Raw genomic sequence first — 18,705 nt, forward strand, 5'->3', positions numbered from 1 at the left:
GAGCCGGTGGGGCTCCGCTGACGCCGCGCGCGCAGGCCAAGGCGCGGCGGCGGGGGGAGATCCTCGCCGCCGCCGCCCGGCTCATGGCGCGCCGCGGGTTCCACGCCGTGCGCCTCGACGACATCGGTGCCGAGGTGGGCATCTCCGGCCCCGGCATGTACCGCTACTTCTCCTCCAAGGAGGACGTGCTCGCCGAGATGCTGCTCGACATCTCCCGGCGGCTGCGCGACGGCGGTCGCGCGGCGGTGGAGCGCGGCGGCGACCCGGACCGGGTGCTCGACGCCCTGCTCGCCGTCCACGTCGACTTCGTGGCCACCGAGCCCGACCTCATCAGCGTGCAGTTCCGCGACCTGGGCTCGCTGCCCGCCGCACCGAGGCACGAGGTGCGGACCCTGCAGCGCGAGTACGCCGAACTGTGGGTCGACGCCCTCGTACGCCTGCGGCCCGAGTTGTCCTCCACTCAGGCGCGCGCGCACGTCCACGCGGTGTTCGGGCTGCTCAACTCGAGCCCGCGCCTGCCCGCGATGGCCGAGGCCGACCTGCGCGCCGTCCTCACCACGATGGCGTCGGCGGCCCTGCGGTCGTGACCGCGGGGCCGGCGGGCCGCGGACCGACCCGACGCCGAGCCGGCGGGCTGCAGACCGACCCAACGCCGAGCCGGCGGGCCGCGGACCGACCCAACGCCGAAATCCGCTACCCTCCGTCCGGATCCGCTGCTCCCATAGGGGTAGCGGATCCGGAGCGGGAGTAGCGGATTTTCCGAGCGGGGTGGGGCGCGGCGGCGGGTCGGGCGTCAGCCCAGGGCGGCCCGGAGGCGGGCAAGCTCCTCGCGGTAGCGCTCGACGTTCGCCAGTTTGACCTCCTCGTAGCCGCGGACCATGTCCGGTAGCTCGGCCAGCGCCACCGCGGTGCCGCGCCAGGTCGCGTCCCGGCCCGCGGGGCCGGCTCGCCGCAGGTCGTCCAAGAGCTCGTCGACCAGGGTGCGGTACTCGTCCAGCAGCTCCCGCTCGACCCGGCGGACCCCGGCGTAGCCGAACACGTCCAGCGGGGTGCCGCGCAGCCGCTTCATCCGGGCCAGTGCCCGCATCGCCGGCATGGCCTTCGGCCCGAGCGAGATCTTCTTCTTCATCCCCAGTGCCCGCAGCGCCGGCGGGTGGAGCTGCAGTCTGGCCACCGCCCCCTCGCCCCAGTCCTCGTCCAGCTGTGCGGCGAATTCCGGATCGATCGCCAGGCGGGCGACCTCGTACTCGTCCTTGTAGGCCATCAGCTTGAACAGGTTCCGCGCCACCGCCAGGGCGAGCGGCTCGGACGCCGAACCGGCCGGGGCGCCGTCCTGCAGCGTCTCGGCGTCGCGCACCGCCTCCACCCGCCGGACGTAGTCGGCGGCGTACGCCTCGTCCTGGTAGGCGACGAGCTCGTCGACCCGCCGGGCCACCACGGCACGCAGCTCGTCCGAGGCCTCCGCGCCGAGCCCGGCGAGCGCCCGCGCGGCGGCGGGGGAGGGCTCGTACGCCCCGGAGGTGGCCGCGGTCGCCGGGCGGTGGAGCGTGTCGAGCAGCGCGGACAGGGCCTGCGGGTCCGCGACGGCCTGCCGGCCCCGGCGGAACGCCTGGAGGTTCGACTCGACCGCGACGCCGTTGAGTTCGACGGCCCTCTCGATCGATTCGGCCGAGATGGGCAGGGCCCCGCTCTGGTACGCCGCGCCCACCATGAACATGTTGGCCGTCTGCGTGGAGCCGAAGAGCTTCTCCGTGAGCTCGCCCGGGTCCAGGTAGATGCCGCGGGCGGCGGCCCGGTCGATGGCGGCCTGGATGTCCGACGTGGCGGGGTAGTGCTCGGAGGTGTCGATCACCATCTTCCCGGTGGGGATCCGCGTGGTGGACACGACCGCCGTCGTGCGATCGGGGTGGGCGACCTTGAGGTGCTTGTCGTCGGCACCCACGAGCCCGTCGCAACACAGGTAGAGATCGCAGTCCCCCGCGCCGATCTTGGGGGGCTGCTCCACGGGCGTCCGCGAGACGCGGACGTCGGAGACGACCGCGCCGCCCTTCTGGGCGAGGCCGGTCATGTCGAGGGTCCGCGCGGAGTTGCCGTCGAGCACGGCCGCCGTGGCCAGCACCGCCGAGACGGTGACGATCCCGGTCCCGCCGATGCCCGTGAGCCGCAGCGAGAATTCGCGCTCGGCGTCGATGTCTGCGCGCTCGGGTTCGGGCAGCTCCGCCGCGTCCAGGGACGGCGCGGTGGCCACCCGCTCGGTGCGGGCTCCGGGCACGACGGTCACGAAGGCGGGACAGTCACCCTGCAGACACGAGAAGTCGAGGTTGCACGTCGACTGGTCGATCTGCGTCTTGCGCCCGAACTCGGTGTCGACCGGGTGCACGGACAGGCAGTTGGACTTCCTGCCGCAGTCGCCGCACCCCTCGCAGATGCGCTCGTTGATCACCACGCGCTGATCCGGCGTGGGGTAGTCGCCGCGCTTGCGGTGGCGGCGCTTCTCCGCGGCGCAGTACTGGTCGTGGACCAGCACCGTCACACCGGGCACGGCGGCGAGTTCCTGCTGGACCTCGAGGGTCTCCGTGCGGTCGCGGACCTCCACGCCGCGCGGCAGTCCGCGGGCCCTCGTCGCCTTGACGTCGTCGGTGGTGACGACGATCTTCGCGACCTTCTCCGCCTGCAGCAGGCGCACGATCTCGGGCAGGCTCATCTCGCCGACCGGGTCCTGGCCGCCGGTCATGGCGACCGTGCCGTTGTAGAGCAGCTTGTAGGTGATGTTGTCCCCGGAGGCCACCGCCGCCCGCAGCGCGAGTGACCCGGAGTGCATGAAGGTGCCGTCGCCGACGTTCTGCACCATGTGCCGCTCGTCGAGGAACGGCGCCATCCCCGTCCACTGGATTCCCTCGCCGCCCATCTGGGTGACGCCGGTGACGTGGCCGACCTGCTGCTCGTCCATCATGAGCACCATCGCGTGGCAGCCGATTCCGCCGCCGACGAGAGTCCCGTCCGCGACCTTGGTCGAGCTGTTGTGCGGGCAGCCCGAGCAGAAGTACGGGGTGCGCGAGGCCGCGAGCGGCAGTGCGATGCGGGTGCGGACGCGCCCCGGGCCGTCGAGCCAGGCGCTGGCGGAGGCGATCCCGTGGACGGTGCCGAGCCGCTGCGCGAGGCCGCGGGTCACCGAGTCCACATCGAGTTCGCCGAAGCGGCTGAACAGCGTCGACCCGTCCTCGTGGGCCTTGCCGACGACGTTGGCCACCCCGGGCTTGCGGAACTGGATGTCGCGGATCATGGTCTCGATGAAGTCGCGCTTCTCCTCCACGACGATCACCTCGTCGAGCCCGGACATGAACTCGTCGAGAATCGTGCGTTCGAGCGGGTAGATCATTCCGAGCTTGAGGATCCGGATCCCCCGTCGGCCCAGCTCGTCGTCGCCGATCCCGAGACGGCGCAGCGACTCCCGCACGTCGAGGTACGTCTTGCCGGCCGCGACGATCCCGATCCGGTCGTCGGCGGTCGACTGCACGATCCGGTTGAGCCGGTTGAGGCGGGCGTACTCCAGGGCGCGGGGGAGGCGGATGGTGAGCTGGTTCTGCTCGAGCTCCATGAGGTTCGAGCCGAGGAGATGCCCGGAGGGCACGTGCGGACTGGTGCCGAGATCGCCGTAGACGGGCAGGATCCGGTCGGGGTCCACGAGCGCGGTCGACGAGGCGTCCGCCACGTGCGCGGAGATCTTCAGCGCCGACCAGAGCCCGGAGACGCGGGAGAGGATCGCCGCGTGCACGCCGAAGTCCAGGACGTCCTGCGAATCGGCCGGGTACAGGGTGGGCATGTAGAGGTCGGCGAGAGCGAGCTCCGACGCGCACGGCACGGTCGAGGACTTGGCCCCGGGGTCGTCGCCCACCATCACCACGGCGCCCCCGTTCGGATCGGTGCCGATGAGGTTGGCGTGCCGTAAGGCGTCGGTGGCGCGGTCCAGGCCCGGCGCCTTGCCGTACCAGTAGCCCACCACGCCCTGCAGCGGGGCGCCGCGGGTGTGGGCGGTCGCGCGCAGGGTGCCGGTGCGGCGTGCCAGTTGCGAGCCCATCACCGCCGTCGCGCCGGCCTCCTCGTTGAGGGCCGGACGGTGCACGATGTCGAACGGGTCGAGGAACTCCGCACGCCGGGCCAGCTCGAGGTCGTAGCCGGCGAGAGGTGATCCCTCGTAGCCGCTCACCAGGCTCGCGGTGAGCAGGTTCTGGCGCCGGTCCAGCCGGGCGCGGTCGCGGACCGTCCGGACGAGCGCCTGGATTCCCGTCAGGTAGATGGTGCCGCTCTCGCGCGTGTAGCGGTCGGAGAGGGAGAACGATCCGGCGTCCGCCCGCCCGAACCGGGGGAGGTCGTCGTGGGTGCCGCTCGAGGGGCCGAGAAGAGAGGTCATGATCAACACCTGGCCTGTGTGACGTCGTGGGTCTCTCCCTCAGGCTAGGACGGAATGTGAGGCGCGTCACGCGGTCATAGATCGGGCGCACACTCTGCACAACCGGAAGCGTCCGTTCCTCAACTAACTGGGCCAGTTGCCCTCTCGTCGTCGTCTACCGTGGACACATGGAACACGCACCCCAGTTGGACGATACGGACCGGCGCCTTCTCCGGGTGGTCATGGCCGACCCCCGAGTCGGCGTCCGCGAGTTCTCCCGACGGCTCGGGGTGGCCCGGGGCACCGCGCAGGCGCGGCTCGACAAGTTGGAGGCCCGCGGCGTCCTCGCCTCCTGGGCGCCCCGGCTGGACCCCGCCGCCCTCGGCTACCCGCTCGGCGCGCTGGTCCACATCCAGCTGGCGCAGGCGGAGCTCGAGTCGACGTGCGCGGGCCTGGCGGAGGTCCGCGAGGTGCTCGAGGTGATGAGCGTGGCGGGGGAGTTCGACCTCGTCTGCCGCGTGGTGGCCCGCGACCACGCGCACCTCGAGGAGGTGTTCAGCGCGATCATCTCGACCCCGGGGGTGCTCCGCACGCGCACCGAGGTGATCCTGCGCCAGCGCGTGGGGCCGCGCGCCACGCAGCTCCTCGGCGACTGAGCCGCGGGGCGCGCGAGCACCCGCCCGCCCGCGCGCCACGCTCAGCTCGCCGGGGTGTCCCGCCGCAGGACCAGGTAGGCCAGGGCGCCGGCGAGCACGGCGACGACCATCAGGTAGGCGCTCCCGCTGAGGGCGGTCTGCGCCGCGAACCACTCGGCGATCCGCGGCCAGCCGATGTTCTGCACGGCCAGTAGCAGCGCGACGGCGAGGCCGGCGATGACCGCGATCACCGCGGTCCAGAACCCGATGAGGGACAGGCGCCGGAACGTCGCGGCCGCGAGGAAACCCACCAACATCACGGCGAGGGTGAGCGTCCCGGCCAGGAGGCCCGCCCCCGCCAGGCCGTGACTGCCGGTCGCGAACGGCAGGTCGAACTGGTAGGCGTGGATGCCGAACCCGTCCGTGGCCCGCTCGATCGCGGCCCCGGCCACGAAGGCGACGCCGAACGCCGCCGACACCGCCGCGAACGCCAGGTAGGCGCCGAGGACGAACGTGCGCCGGCTGAAGCTCAACGCCATGGCGAACGGCATGGTCTGGGTGACCGTGTAGGCGGCCATGAATCCGAGCGTCCAGATCGCGGACTGGGCGGCTCCGCTGTACATCGGTTCGCCTGCTGTGCGGTCGTCGGCGATCGCGGCGATCCAGAACGTGATGCCCACGGACACCGCCCACGACAACAGGGAGACCATCACCGGCACCACGACGAAGTTGCTGCGCACGATGAACTGGAGCCGGAACGCGGACAGGATCCGTGAGGACGTGGCGGACGGCGTGGTGGTGCCGGTGGAGGCGGCGGCCTCGGCGGTGGCGGACATCATGACGAGACCTCCGAGCTGAGTCCGGTGGTGGTGACGGCCGGGGCGCCGGGCCCCGGTCCGGTCGGTGACGGTGGTGGCGGTGGTGACGGTGCTTGCGGTGAAGAGGACGACGACGAGGCGCCCGCCGACGTCAGGTGGACGATCAGCTGCTGGAGCGAGACGGGCACGACCTCGACGCCGTCAGCCCGCGCTCGCTGGTCCTCTAAGGGGTCCTCGGTCCGGCCCGGGGCGCGCAGGACGGTCGCCCGGAGGGTCCGCCCCATCGACTCGGAGTGGAGCACCCGCCGCGATCCCGCCAGCGAGCGCACGGCGTCGGCGGGGCCGACCAGCGTGACCGCCCGCCCGCGCAGCGACTCGACGGGCTCGTCGAGCAGGATCCGGCCCCGGTCGATCACCACCACGTTCTCGAGGAGGTGGGCGAGCTCGTCGATGAGGTGCGTGGACAGGATGAGCGTGCGGGGATGCTCGGTGTAGTCCTGCAGGAGACGGTCGTAGAACAACTGGCGGGCGACCGCGTCGAGGCCCATGTAGGGCTCGTCGAAGAAGGTCACGTCCGCACGCGAGGCGATCCCCAGGATCACCGCGACGGCGGAGCGCTGGCCCCGCGACATCTTCTTGATCCGCGTCCGGGCGGGGACCCGGAAGTCCTCGGCGAGGCGCTCGGCGAGGTCGGCGTCCCAGTTGGGATAGGCCATCGCCGCGGCCTTGAACGCGTGTCGGGCGAAGGAGTCCTCGATGTAGCGCTGGTCCTCGCGGATGAAGCAGATGCGGGGGAGCACCTGCTCGTTCTCGTGGGGACGCAGGCCGAAGACGCGGACGTCGCCCGCGCTCGGCCAGTCCTGGCCGGAGGCGATCGACATGAGCGAGGTCTTGCCGGCGCCGTTGCGTCCCAGCAGGCCGTGGATGACTCCTGCCTCGAACGAGACGGTCACGTCGTCGAGCGCCGTGGCGTCGCGGTGGTGGCGCGAGAGATGGGTGATGTCGATGGCGTTGGTCATTGCGCCCTCTCCTTGGGTGGGCTGGGGTGTGCGGCGGTGCGCGGGAGCGTGTCGGAGTGCGGGTACGTGTCGGTATGCGAGTAGGCGGCGGAGCGCGGATAGGCGGCGCGGACCATGTCGACGATCTCCTCGACGTCGAGCCCGATGGCGCGGCCCTCGGCGACCATTGCTGCCACCACGTCGTCGGTGAACCGCTGTCGTCGTTCCGCGTGCAGGAGTTCGCGGGCCCCGGGCGTGACGAACATGCCGAGTCCGCGGCGCTTGGTCAGGATGCCGCGGTCGACCAGGAGGTTGATCCCCTTGGCGGCCGTCGCCGGATTGATGCGGTGGAAGGCGGCGAGTTCGTTCGTGGACGGCGCACGCTCGCCCTCGGTGAGAGAACCGTCCAGGATCGACGATTCGATCTGTTCGGCGATCTGCACGAAGAGCGGTCTGCCGTCGTCCACCTGGGCGTCCCCTCGGGTTGGTGGGTTAGTTACTCAACTGGTGAACCATTTGACCTGCGCCGACGTCAATGGCCGCTTCGGCTGTCGGTGCGGGGGCAGGGTTGTGGCCGCGGGGCGGGGCCGTCAGTCCCAGATTCGGGCGAAGGGGTGGGCCGCCTCGTACTCGGAGGCCAGCTCGAGGAGGACGCGATCGTGCCCGCGGCGTGCCGAGAGGTGGACGCCGATCGGCATGCCGTCCGGTGCCCGGCCCGTGGGCAGCGACACGGCGGGGGAGCCGGCGACGTTCTGCAGCGGAGTGAAGGTGACCCAGTCGGAGACCCGCTCGAGGTGGGTCTCGAACGGTTGGTCGGCGTCCAGGTATCCGACCTCCGGGGTCTCGTGCGCAACCACCGGGCTGAGGTAGAGGTCGAGGTCACCGAAGCTCGCGTCGAACTGACGGCGAACTCTGGCCAGCCGCGCGAGTCGGAGGGGCAGGGTCGGCAGTTTCCGCCTGGCCATCGCGGCCAGTCCGAGGGTGAACGGGTCGAGCCGGTCGTGGGTGAACAGCGGGTCGAACAGGCGATTCCCGCCCGCGGCGGTGCTCAGTGCGAGTAGTCCCCAGTAGGCGATGAAGTCGTCGCGGAACGACGCGGCGACGGGCGCGCCCACGGGGAGGATCTCGTGGCCGAGTGCGGACAGTCTCTCGGCGGTCTGCCGCAGCACCGCGAGGCCCGCGGCGTCGGTCGGCCCGCCGGCAGGGCTCGTCTCGACCAAGCCGATCCGCAGGCGCCGCCGCGGCGCGTGATGGACGTGGCCGATCGGCGGGACGCCGACCGGGCGATACGCGGACTCGAATGCCGTGAGGAAGGCGACGGTGTCCCGCACCGACCGGGTCACGACCGACTGGGAGATGAGCTTGACGGGCATGGAGGCGGAGAACGACTCGTCGGGGTGCCGACCTCTGCTCGGCTTGAAGCCGACGAGCCCGGTGACCGCGGCCGGGATGCGGATCGATCCGCCGCCGTCGTTGGCGTGGGCGATCGGCAGCGCGCCGGCGGCGACGAGCGCCGAGGACCCGCCCGAGGATCCGCCGCTGGTCCGCCCGGTGTTCCACGGGTTCCGGGTGACCAGCCCGCCCTGTCTCTCGGTGGCGGCGGTCCAGCCGAACGGTGGCATCGCGGTGGTCCCGACCGGGTTGAGTCCCGTCGCGCGGAACAGCGGCGCGTAGGGGCCGTCCCGCAGGGCCGGGGTGGCGGGCACCGCGAGCGAGCCCATCCGCATGGGTGAACCGGCCACCCGGACGGCGTCCTTGAACGCGCTCGGGACGCCGGCCAACGGGGCGGACAGCTCCGAGGAATCGTGCCGGGCGGCCCGCGCGCGGGCGCGGTCGAAATCGGTGTGGACGAGAGCGCCGAGCGCGGGGTCCACCGTTGCGCAGCGATCGATCGCCGCCTCGAGGAGTTCGGTGGGCGAGACCTCGCGCCTGCGCACCCTCTGCGCCAGGGCCGTGGCGTCGTCATAGCCGAGTGCGTCGTCGCGAAAGGCGTGCAGTCGCCGTGGGCCGACGGACGGGTCGGCTGCCGGATCGGCCGTGTCTGTGGCGTCGGTCACGCCCCCACTGTAGGGCGGTGCGGGCCGGAATTTCGGGTCCACCCCTTGACAGATCCCGCGCGGCCGTGGATCTTAGGAGGAGCTAACTAAGGCAAGGGTCACCTAATGCGGTAGTCGCATCAGGATCCGAATCTGGAGGTCTCATCGATGACAGCGCACCCGATCGTGTCGAATCCGGTCACCACGGGCGCGCGTCGTCTTCTCGACGGATCGGGTATCGCCACGGTCGCCGTTCGCGGCACCAAGGATCGCTCGGACGTCATGGTCTCGGCGGGGCATCGCTGGATCGGGGAGGGGACGATCGTCGTCACGGGGACCCCGGCGCCCTGGTCCGGCCTGATGGTCGCGCCCGGCGACTCGGTCGAGGTCGTGGTGATGATCGACGAGTTCGCCCCGATCGTCGAGGCCAAGGTCCATGTGGCGAGCCTCTACGGCTTCGGGGTGGCGCGCGCGGCGCGTCAGGGTGAGGGCTGGATCGTCGAGATCGAGATCGAGCTGGGAGAGGTCAACGTGCGCCGGCTGGGGCATGAGGGCACGGTCGACGCGGCCCGTCTGGACGCGGTCCCGTCGGACCCCCTGGCATGCGAGACGCCCGGTCTCGCGGACGAGATCCGGGCGCGCTTCGGCTCTGATCTGGCGATGCTGGCCGGGTCCGGGGACCCGGCTCAGCCGCCGTATGTGTTGGGCGTCGATGCCGACGGTCTGCATCTGCTGACCGCCCTCGGCACCGATGCCGATGTCATCCACCTGCCGTTCGTGACCCGGGCGGAGTGCGTCAACGACGTCGTCCGCGAGATGGGTCAGTACGTGGCCCGCGCCAGCTGAGAGGCGATTCGCCGGCGCGGCATCCCGCCGGTCAGGCCGGGGTGTAGGTGAGGCAGTCGGCGGTGTCGGCGCCGGCGCCGATCTTGACCGACTCCGCGGAGCAGAGCAGGTCCTTGTTGTAGGTGCACTCGACGCGCTGGCACGCGCCCACGTGAGCGCTCGCGGTGGGCAGGCCGCCGCGGACGTCCAGCGAGATGAAGGTGCCGCACTCGGCGTGGTCGGGGGCGCCCGCCACGGTGATCGCGCCCGCGTTGCAGCTCTGGTCGCTGTTGAACGAGCACGCGGTGACGGTGCAGGTGCTGATTCCGGTGAGAGTGGCCATGACGATCGCTCCTCGTGTGGCTGTGGCTGGGTGGTATGCCCCAGAGTCAACACCGAACGGTGCGGGCTTGCAAGCAAGTTGAGGCTGTGCTAAGTCAGGCAAGCCTAAGCTCTCTACCTGCACGTATGCGGCAGATGGCATAGTTTCGCGACTCGCAACGACCCCTCGGTCCGCCCCTCCGTCGGGTTCTGTCACGGGGGCCGGTTGCCCCTCTTCGTCCGGCTCGATCTCGCCGCCCGCGGCCGGAACTCGCCTCCGCCCGGCCGGGGGCGCCGCCACGGGTGTGTCCGCTCCCGCGCATGGCGTCTCGCTCCCCTCCATGGCGTCTCGCCCGCGCTCCCGCCGCGCCGCCGGGGGCTCGCAACGGACGCATCCGCTCCTGTGCATGGCGTCTCGCTCCCCTCCGTGGAGTCTCGCTCCTGGCGTCCGCTCTCGCGCATGGCGTCTCGCCCCTGCGGATGTACGGCCGAGCCATCCCCACCCCTCGGCATGGCGTCCGGCCTGCGCATCGGGGCGCGCGAGACGCCATGGCCGCGCGCGGCTGTATCCGGGCCGGGCGCGGGACGGTCTGTGCCGGCGGCGCGCGGCTGTGTCCGGGCTGGCCGCGCGCGGCTGCGACTCGGCCGGTCGCAGGGGCTGTCCGGGCCGGTGCCGCGCGGCTGCCCTCGGGTCGCGCCAAGGTGTCCCGGGCCGACCGCCGGCAGCTCTGGACTTTTGTGAGCCGCGGCACTATCGTCGTTTTCAGTTAATCCGACTTAACTGAAAGGGGGCGGCGCTGATGACTTCCGCGACCACCAATCGCCAGGCCCACGAGGAACTGCTCGCCGACCTCCGCGAGCGCCTCGAGCGGGCCGCGCAGGGCGGCGGGGAGAAGGCCCGCGCGCGCCATCTCGAGCGGGGCAAACTCCTCGCCCGGCAGCGCGTGGACGTCCTGCTCGACCCGGGCAGCCCGTTCCTCGAGCTCTCGCCGCTGGCCGCCGAGGAGATGTACGGCGGCAAGGCGCCCGCTGCGGGCGTCGTCGCCGGGATCGGGCGGGTCTCGGGCCGTGAGTGCCTGATCATCGCCAACGACGCCACGGTCTCCGGCGGCACTTACTACCCGATGACCGTCAAGAAGCACCTGCGCGGCCAGGAGGTGGCGCTCGCCAACAACCTGCCGTGCATCTACCTCGTCGACTCGGGCGGCGCGATGCTGCTGCAGCAGGACGAGGTCTTCCCGGACCGCGACCACTTCGGCCGGATCTTCTACAACCAGGCGACCATGTCCGCCAAGGGCATCCCGCAGATCGCCGCGGTCATGGGCTCGTGCACCGCGGGTGGCGCCTACGTGCCGGCGATGAGCGACGAGGCCGTCATCGTCCGCAACCAGGGCACCATCTTCCTCGCCGGGCCGCCGCTGGTGAAGGCCGCGACGGGTGAGGAGGTCACCGCCGAGGAGCTCGGCGGCGGCGACCTGCACGCCAAGACCTCGGGTGTCGTGGACCACCTGGCCGACGACGACTACGACGCACTGATGAAGGTCCGCGAGATCGTCGCCACGTGCCCGCCGGCCCCCGAGCCGGACTGGGAGGTGCTCGAGCCCCGCGAGCCCGCGCGCCCCCAGAGCGACCTCTACGACCTCGTCCCCGTCGACTCCCGCAAGCCGTACGACGTGCGCGACATCATCGGCACGATCGTCGACGGCGGCGAGTACACGGAGTTCAAGGAGAACTACGGCACGTCGATGGTCACCGCGTTCGCCCACATCCACGGGCACCCGGTGGGGATCATCGGCAACAACGGCGTCATCTTCTCCGAGTCCGCGCTCAAGGGCGCGCACTTCATCGAGTTGTGCGACCGCCGCAAGATCCCGCTGGTCTTCCTGCAGAACATCACGGGCTTCATGGTGGGCCGCCAGTACGAGGCCGGGGGCATCGCCAAGAACGGCGCCAAGATGGTCACCGCGGTCGCGTGCGCCCGGGTGCCCAAGTTCACCGTCGTCGTCGGCGGGTCGTTCGGCGCCGGCAACTACTCGATGTGCGGCCGTGCCTACTCGCCGCGCTTCCTGTGGATGTGGCCCAACGCGCGCATCGCCGTGATGGGCGGCCCGCAGGCGGCGGACACCCTCGCCTCGGTGCGTGCCGCGCAGGTGACCAAGGCGGGAGGGGAGTGGACGGACGAGCAGCAGGCCGAGTTCACGGCCCCGATCCGCGAGCAGTTCGACGAGCAGTCGACGGCGTACTACTCGACGGCCCGCCTGTGGGACGACGGGATCATCGACCCCGCCGACACCCGTACCGTCCTCGGCCTGGCCCTCGCGGCCGCGGCCAACGCCCCCCTCGAGCCGGTCAACAACGGCGTCTTCAGGATGTGAGCAGCGCCATGTCAGAGAAACTGTCACAGAAACTCCACACCGTCCTGGTGGCCAACCGCGGCGAGATCGCGTGCCGCGTGATCCGCTCGCTGCGGGCGGCCGGGATCCGTTCGGTCGCCGTCTACTCCGATGCCGACGCCGACGCGCTGCACGTGCGTATGGCCGACGCCGCGGTCCGCCTGGGACCGGCGCAGGCCACTCAGTCCTACCTCGACATCGACAAGGTCATCGACGCCTGCCGCCGCACCGGTGCGCAGGCGGTTCACCCGGGGTACGGCTTCCTGTCGGAGAACGCGCGGTTCGCGCGCGCGCTCGACGAGGCGGGCCTGATCTTCATCGGGCCGCCGGCGTCGGCGATCGAGACCATGGGTGACAAGATCACCGCCAAGGCGGCGGTGTCCGAGCGCGACGTGCCCACCGTGCCGGGGATCTCCAGGCCGGGACTGACCGACGACGAGCTCATCGCGGGCGCGGAGGAGGTCGGCTACCCGGTCCTCGTGAAGCCCTCTGCGGGTGGGGGCGGCAAGGGGATGCGCCGCGTCTCCGATCCCGCCGAGCTGCCGGCCGCGCTCGAGTCCGCCCGGCGGGAGTCCGCGGGCGCGTTCGGCGACGACACCCTGTTCCTCGAGCGGTTCGTCGACACCCCGCGCCACATCGAGGTGCAGGTCCTAGCGGACACCCACGGCAACGTCATCCATCTGGGTGAGCGCGAGTGCTCGCTGCAGCGGCGCCACCAGAAGGTCATCGAGGAGGCGCCCAGCGCGTTGCTCGACGAGGCGACCCGCGAGCGGATCGGTCAGGCGGCGTGTGACGCGGCGCGGTCGGTGGGTTACGTGGGCGCGGGCACGGTCGAGTTCATCGTCTCGGCCCACGCCCCGGACGAGTTCTTCTTCATGGAGATGAACACCCGCCTCCAGGTCGAGCACCCGGTCACCGAGATGGTCACCGGCGTGGACCTCGTCGATTGGCAGGTGCGCATCGCCGCGGGCGAGGAGCTGACGCTGCGCCAGTCCGACATCACCCTTACGGGACACGCGATCGAGGCGCGCGTGTACGCCGAGGACCCGGCGAGGGGCTTCCTGCCCACCGGCGGCACGGTGCTCGGCCTCGAGGAGCCGTCCGGGGACGGGATCCGCGTGGACTCCGGGCTGCGGGTCGGCACGGTCGTGGGCAGTGACTACGACCCCATGCTCGGGAAGGTCATCGCCCACGGGGCCGACCGGGCCGAGGCGCTGGCGCGGCTCGACGCGGCGCTGGCCGGGACCCACGTGCTGGGCCTGCGGACGAACGTCGACTTCTGCCGCTTCCTGCTCTCCCGCCCCGAGGTGATCGCGGGGGACCTCGACACGGGGCTGCTCGACCGGTCGGTCGACGACTACGTCGCCACCCCGGCGCCCGAGGGCGCGCTGGTCGCCGTGGCGATGCACCGGACCGAGGATCGGTGGTCCCGGGTGCCCGCGCGGCGCCGCGGTCCGTGGGACGTGCCCAACGGCTGGCGGATCGGCGGCCGGGCGGAGGTGTGGACGCGGCTCGATTCCGGGGCCGGTTCCGAGGCCGTCACCGTGGGCCTGAAGGGCACGCCCGACGACGCCGAGGTGACCATCACCGACGCGACCATCGGATCCACCGAGGAGCCGAGGGTCGCGGCCCGCCATCACGCCCGGGTCGCGCGGGACGGCGCCTCCCTGAGGCTGACGGTCGACGGCACGCAGCAGCGGTGGACCGTCGTGCGCTCGCGTGACCCGAAGGCGTCGGACACGTTCTGGGTGGCCGGCGACGGCGGCACGTGGGACCTGCGGCTGCTGCCGCTCATCGACTCGCGCATCCACGACGGCGGCGCGGCGGACGGCCAGATCCTCAGCCCCATGCCCGGTTCCGTGATCGCCTGCTTCGTCTCCGACGGCGACGAGGTCACGGCCGGGCAGAACATCCTGGCCGTCGAGGCCATGAAGATGGAGCACTCGCTCACCGCGCCGATCGACGGCGTGGTCCGGGTGCACGTCGGCACCGGCGAGCAGGTGCCCGCCGACCATCTGCTCGCGACCGTCGAGCCCCACCCCTCCACTGATGAATCCGAAGGAGCAGGCGATGCCTGAGTTGGAAGAGCACTACGCGGACCTCAAGTCGACGGTCGCCGACTTCGCCGACAAGGTGGTCGCCCCGGCCTCCGCCGAGCACGACCGCAATCACACCTTCCCGTACGAGGTCGTGGCCCAGATGGGCGAGATGGGCCTGTTCGGCCTGCCCTTCCCCGAGGAGTTCGGCGGGATGGGCGGCGACTACTTCGCGTTGGCGCTGGCCCTGGAGGAACTGGGCCGCGTGGACCAGTCCACGGCCATGACCCTCGAGGCCGGCGTGGGACTGGGCGCCATGCCGATCTACCACTTCGGCACCGACGAGCAGCGCGAGAAGTGGCTGCCCGACCTGGCCGCCGGCCGGAAGCTGGCCGGGTTCGGCCTCACCGAGCCCGGCGCGGGATCGGACGCCGGCGCCACCAAGACCACCGCCAAGCGGGACGGCGACGAGTGGGTGATCAACGGCAACAAGCAGTTCATCACCAACTCGGGGACCGACATCACGTCGCTGGTCACCGTGACAGCCGTGACCGGCACGCGGGACAACGGCAAGAAGGCCATCTCGACGATCATCGTCCCGGCCGGCACCCCCGGCTTCACCGCCGAGCCGGCCTACGACAAGGTCGGCTGGAACTCCTCGGACACCCACCCGCTGACGTTCGCCGACGCCCGCGTGCCGGTGGAGAACCTGCTCGGCGAGGAGGGCCGCGGGTACGCGAACTTCCTGTCCATCCTCGACGAGGGCCGCATCGCGATCGCGGCCGTGGCCACGGGCGCTGCGCAGGGCTGCGTCGACGAGTCGGTGAAGTACGCGCGTGAGCGCGAGTCGATGGGCCGCAAGATCGGCGAGTTCCAGGCCATCTCGTTCAAGATCGCCCGCATGGAGGCCCGCGCCCACACGGCCCGCTGCGCCTACCACGACGCCGCGCGCCTCATGCTGGCCGGCAAGCCTTTCAAGAAGGAGGCCGCCATCGCCAAGATGGTCGCCTCGGAGGCGGCCATGGACAACGCCCGCGACGCCACGCAGATCCACGGCGGTTACGGCTTCATGAACGAGTACCCCGTGGCGCGGCACTACCGCGACTCGAAGATCCTCGAGATCGGCGAGGGCACCACCGAGGTGCAGCTCATGCTCATCGCGCGCGGTCTGGGGTTGTGACGATGACCGAGCAGCGAAAAGAGGTCGTCCAGCGCGGTCTGTGGTTCGAGGAGTACGAGGTGGGCACCGCCTACCTGCACCGCCCGGGCCGCACGATGACCGAGGCGGACAACGTCCTGTTCACCACGCTGACCATGAACACGCAGGCGCTCCACCTGGACGCGGCGTGGGCGGCCGAACAGCCCGGCTTCGGCGGGGAGCGGCTCATGAACTCCATGCACACGCTGTCCACGCTGGTCGGCCTGTCGGTCGCGCAGCTCACGCAGGGCACGATCGTGGCGAACCTCGGCTTCTCCGAGGTGAGCTTCCCCAAGCCGGTGCTGCACGGCGACACGCTGTACGCGGAGACCGTCTGCACGGATAAGCGCGAGTCGAAGTCGCGGCCGGGCGAGGGCATCGTCACGCTCGAGCACATCGGCCGCAACCAGCACGGCGACATCGTGGCGCGCGCGGTCCGCAAGACCCTCGTGCGCAAGCGGCCGGCGGGGGAGGGAACGGCATGACCCCCGCCCCGACCTGGATCCCGCCCGGGCCCGCGCTGCTGTTCTGCCCGGCCGACCGGCCGGAGCGCTACGGCAAGGCCGCCGACCGGGCGGACGTGGTGATCCTCGACCTCGAGGACGCCGTCGCGCCGGCCGACCGCCCGGCGGCCCGGGACGCGCTGCGGGCCTCGGCGCTGGATCCCGAGCGCACGATCGTGCGCGTCAACCCGGTGGGCACCGAGGACCACGCGGCCGACCTCGAGGCCGTCGCCGGGACCGCGTACCGCTGCGTCATGCTCGCCAAGAGCGAGTCGGCCGCGCAACTGACCGACGTTCACACCGCGACCGGGGCGGCGGTCCTCGCGCTCGTGGAGACGCCGCTCGGCGTGGTCCGCGCCGAGGAGATCGCCTCCGCGCCCGGGTGCACCGGGATGATGTGGGGCGCCGAGGACCTGCTCGCCGCGATGGGCGGCTCGACCAGCCGCTTCTCGACCGCCGAGGCGGGCGGCCCCCGCGTGGCGGGCGAGTACCGCGACGTGCCGCGTCACGCCCGCGCGCGGGTCGCGCTCGCCGCGGCCGCGTTCGGTCGGTGGGCGGTGGACTCCGTCCACCTCGACATCGCCGACGAGGCCGGTCAGCGCGCCGAGGCCCTCGACGCCGTCGCGCTGGGGTTCGTGGGTACCGCCTGCATCCATCCGTCCCAGGTGGCGGTGGTGCGACAGGCCTACGCGCCCGACGACGACGAGGTGGCCTGGGCCCGGAAGGTACTCGCCGCCGCGGAGCACAACCAGGGCGTGTTCCAGCTGGACGGTCGCATGGTCGACGGTCCCGTCTTCCGCCAGGCCGAGGCGACGATGCGTCGCGCGGCCGCCGCCACCGAAGTGACAACCCCCCGGGCCTGATCCGGCCCCGCCCCCGAGGAGCACCGAGATGACCACCTCAAGTCTCGATTCCACCCCACTCGACCCCGCGCTGTCGCATACGCGCGGGGAGACCGACGTCCCTCTCCTCACCCAGACGATCCCCGAGAACCTCGCGGCGACCGTCGAGAGGTTCGGCGACCGCGACGCGCTCGTCGACGTGCAGGCCGGCCGGCGCTGGACCTACAGCGAGTTCCTCGCCGACGTGCGCCGGCTCGCCTCGGGCCTGCACCGTCTCGGGATCCGCGCCGGGGACCGGGTGGGGATCTGGTCGCCCAACCGGTGGGAGTGGGTGATGGTCCAGTACGCCACCGCCGAGATCGGCGCGGTGCTGGTCAACATCAACCCGTCCTACCGCGTCCACGAGCTCGAGTTCGTCCTCAAGCAGGCCGGGATCAAGGCCGTGATCGCGGCGCCGCAGTTCAAGGACTCGGACTACACCGGGATGCTCGCGCAGGTGCAGCCGAACTGCCCGGACCTCGAGCTGGTGGTGCTCTTCGGCGACGAGGAGTGGGAGTCGATGGTCTCCGGTCCCACCGACGCCGACGTCCTCGCGGAGATCCGGGCGGGGCTCACGAACCACGACCCGATCAACATCCAGTACACGTCCGGCACGACGGGGTTCCCCAAGGGGGCGACGCTCTCCCACTCGAACATCCTCAACAACGGGTACTTCGTCGGTGAGCTCATCAACTACTCGGAGGTCGACCGGGTGTGCATCCCGGTGCCCTTCTACCACTGCTTCGGCATGGTGATGGGCAATCTCGCGTGCACCACCCACGGATCGTGCATGGTCATCCCGGCCCCCGCGTTCGACCCGGTCGCCTCGCTGAAGGCGGTGGAGCAGGAGAAGTGCACGAGCCTGTACGGCGTGCCGACGATGTTCATCGCCGAGCTCGCGCTCGAGGACTTCGACTCCTACGACCTGTCGGCGCTGCGCACCGGCATCATGGCCGGCTCGCCGTGCCCGGAGGCCACCATGCGCCAGGTGATCGACCGGATGAACATGGAGGAGGTGTCGATCTGCTACGGCATGACCGAGACCTCGCCGGTGTCCACGCAGACCCGCGCCGACGACTCGCTCGACCGCCGGGTGTCCACCGTGGGCCGGGTCGGCCCGCACCTGGAGATCAAGATCATCGACCCCTCGACCGGGGAGACGCTGCCGCGCGGGGAGGCCGGCGAGTTCTGCACCCGGGGCTACAGCGTCATGCTCGGGTACTGGGAACAGCCCGACAAGACGGCCGAGGCCATCGACGAGGCGGGGTGGATGCACACCGGCGACATCGGGGAGATGGACGCCGACGGGTACGTGAAGATCACCGGCCGCATCAAGGACATGGTGATCCGGGGCGGCGAGAACATCTACCCGCGCGAGGTGGAGGAGTTCCTCTACACCCACCCGGACATCCTCGACGCCCAGGTGATCGGTGTGCCCGACCCCAAGTACGGCGAGGAACTCATGGCGTGGGTCCGGCTCAAGCCGGGCCGCGACGACCTCACCGCCGAGGAGGTCCGCGAGTTCGCCACCGGCAAGCTCGCGCGGCACAAGATCCCCAAGTACGTCCACGTCGTGGACGAGTTCCCCATGACCGTCACCGGCAAGGTCCGCAAGGTCGACATGCGCAAGACCGCCGTCGAGATCCTCGGTATGGCCTGACGGCCCCGCCC

At 71.4% G+C, this 18,705-nt stretch carries 15 protein-coding genes; 9 read left to right on the plus strand and 6 right to left on the minus strand.

What is annotated here, in order from left to right:
- Nucleotides 1–17 precede the first annotated feature (17 nt).
- Nucleotides 18–587: a TetR/AcrR family transcriptional regulator gene (locus KHA85_RS07575; RefSeq protein WP_061229069.1), complete on the plus strand. Its 570-nt coding sequence runs from the start codon at nucleotides 18–20 to the stop codon at nucleotides 585–587.
- Between the two features lie 206 nt (nucleotides 588–793).
- On the opposite strand, the gene KHA85_RS07580 is transcribed toward KHA85_RS07575, so the two are convergent.
- On the minus strand, nucleotides 794–4,411 hold the full coding sequence (locus KHA85_RS07580; protein ID WP_213185340.1) for an indolepyruvate ferredoxin oxidoreductase family protein: 3,618 nt from the start codon (nucleotides 4,409–4,411) through the stop codon (nucleotides 794–796).
- Between the two features lie 167 nt (nucleotides 4,412–4,578).
- On the opposite strand from KHA85_RS07580, the gene KHA85_RS07585 reads away from it, so the two are divergent.
- On the plus strand, nucleotides 4,579–5,046 hold the full coding sequence (locus KHA85_RS07585; RefSeq protein ID WP_043567295.1) for an Lrp/AsnC family transcriptional regulator: 468 nt from the start codon (nucleotides 4,579–4,581) through the stop codon (nucleotides 5,044–5,046).
- A 41-nt stretch (nucleotides 5,047–5,087) separates the two neighbouring features.
- On the opposite strand, the gene KHA85_RS07590 is transcribed toward KHA85_RS07585, so the two are convergent.
- From KHA85_RS07590 to KHA85_RS07605, 4 genes are all read right to left on the minus strand, one after another.
- On the minus strand, nucleotides 5,088–5,864 hold the full coding sequence (locus tag KHA85_RS07590) for a hypothetical protein (protein ID WP_213185341.1): 777 nt from the start codon (nucleotides 5,862–5,864) through the stop codon (nucleotides 5,088–5,090).
- A complete protein-coding gene (locus tag KHA85_RS07595; RefSeq protein WP_213185342.1) occupies nucleotides 5,861–6,862 on the minus strand; it encodes an ATP-binding cassette domain-containing protein in 1,002 nt (333 codons plus the stop codon). The genes KHA85_RS07590 and KHA85_RS07595 overlap by 4 nt, the downstream gene beginning before the upstream one ends.
- Nucleotides 6,859–7,308: a GntR family transcriptional regulator gene (locus tag KHA85_RS17935; protein WP_213185343.1), complete on the minus strand. Its 450-nt coding sequence runs from the start codon at nucleotides 7,306–7,308 to the stop codon at nucleotides 6,859–6,861. The genes KHA85_RS07595 and KHA85_RS17935 overlap by 4 nt, the downstream gene beginning before the upstream one ends.
- 123 nt (nucleotides 7,309–7,431) lie before the next feature.
- Nucleotides 7,432–8,898, minus strand: a complete 1,467-nt coding sequence (locus KHA85_RS07605) for an amidase (protein ID WP_213185344.1) — start codon at nucleotides 8,896–8,898, stop codon at nucleotides 7,432–7,434.
- Between the two features lie 147 nt (nucleotides 8,899–9,045).
- Here KHA85_RS07605 and KHA85_RS07610 point away from each other — a divergent pair, with 147 nt between their 5' ends.
- On the plus strand, nucleotides 9,046–9,723 hold the full coding sequence (locus KHA85_RS07610) for a hypothetical protein (RefSeq protein ID WP_213185345.1): 678 nt from the start codon (nucleotides 9,046–9,048) through the stop codon (nucleotides 9,721–9,723).
- Nucleotides 9,724–9,754: 31 nt separating this feature from the next.
- Here KHA85_RS07610 and KHA85_RS07615 read toward each other — a convergent pair whose 3' ends face one another.
- Nucleotides 9,755–10,045, minus strand: coding sequence for a DUF1540 domain-containing protein (locus tag KHA85_RS07615; RefSeq protein WP_007629396.1), 291 nt, complete (start codon nucleotides 10,043–10,045; stop codon nucleotides 9,755–9,757).
- 778 nt (nucleotides 10,046–10,823) lie between these two features.
- Between KHA85_RS07615 and KHA85_RS07620 the strand changes: the two genes are divergently transcribed.
- From KHA85_RS07620 to KHA85_RS07645, 6 genes are read left to right on the plus strand one after another with little or no spacing between them, the layout of a single operon-like run.
- A complete protein-coding gene (locus tag KHA85_RS07620) occupies nucleotides 10,824–12,398 on the plus strand; it encodes a carboxyl transferase domain-containing protein (RefSeq protein WP_070722303.1) in 1,575 nt (524 codons plus the stop codon).
- An 8-nt stretch (nucleotides 12,399–12,406) separates the two neighbouring features.
- The gene (locus KHA85_RS07625; RefSeq protein ID WP_213185346.1) at nucleotides 12,407–14,494 is read left to right on the plus strand and encodes an acetyl/propionyl/methylcrotonyl-CoA carboxylase subunit alpha; all 2,088 of its coding nucleotides are present in this window, start codon (nucleotides 12,407–12,409) and stop codon (nucleotides 14,492–14,494) included.
- Nucleotides 14,487–15,632: an acyl-CoA dehydrogenase family protein gene (locus tag KHA85_RS07630; RefSeq protein ID WP_213185347.1), complete on the plus strand. Its 1,146-nt coding sequence runs from the start codon at nucleotides 14,487–14,489 to the stop codon at nucleotides 15,630–15,632. The genes KHA85_RS07625 and KHA85_RS07630 overlap by 8 nt, the downstream gene beginning before the upstream one ends.
- Before the next feature lie 2 nt (nucleotides 15,633–15,634).
- The gene (locus KHA85_RS07635; protein WP_043568655.1) at nucleotides 15,635–16,135 is read left to right on the plus strand and encodes a MaoC family dehydratase; all 501 of its coding nucleotides are present in this window, start codon (nucleotides 15,635–15,637) and stop codon (nucleotides 16,133–16,135) included.
- Nucleotides 16,132–17,016, plus strand: coding sequence for an HpcH/HpaI aldolase/citrate lyase family protein (locus KHA85_RS07640; RefSeq protein ID WP_213185348.1), 885 nt, complete (start codon nucleotides 16,132–16,134; stop codon nucleotides 17,014–17,016). Before KHA85_RS07635 ends, KHA85_RS07640 begins: the two co-directional genes overlap by 4 nt.
- A 28-nt stretch (nucleotides 17,017–17,044) precedes the next feature.
- Nucleotides 17,045–18,694 (plus strand): AMP-binding protein, encoded by a 1,650-nt coding sequence (locus KHA85_RS07645; RefSeq protein ID WP_213185349.1) that lies wholly within the window; start codon nucleotides 17,045–17,047, stop codon nucleotides 18,692–18,694.
- Nucleotides 18,695–18,705: the final 11 nt, after the last annotated feature.

It is taken from the genome of Dietzia massiliensis, from assembly GCF_018390595.1.
GTDB classification, from domain to species: Bacteria; Actinomycetota; Actinomycetes; order Mycobacteriales; family Mycobacteriaceae; genus Dietzia; species Dietzia massiliensis.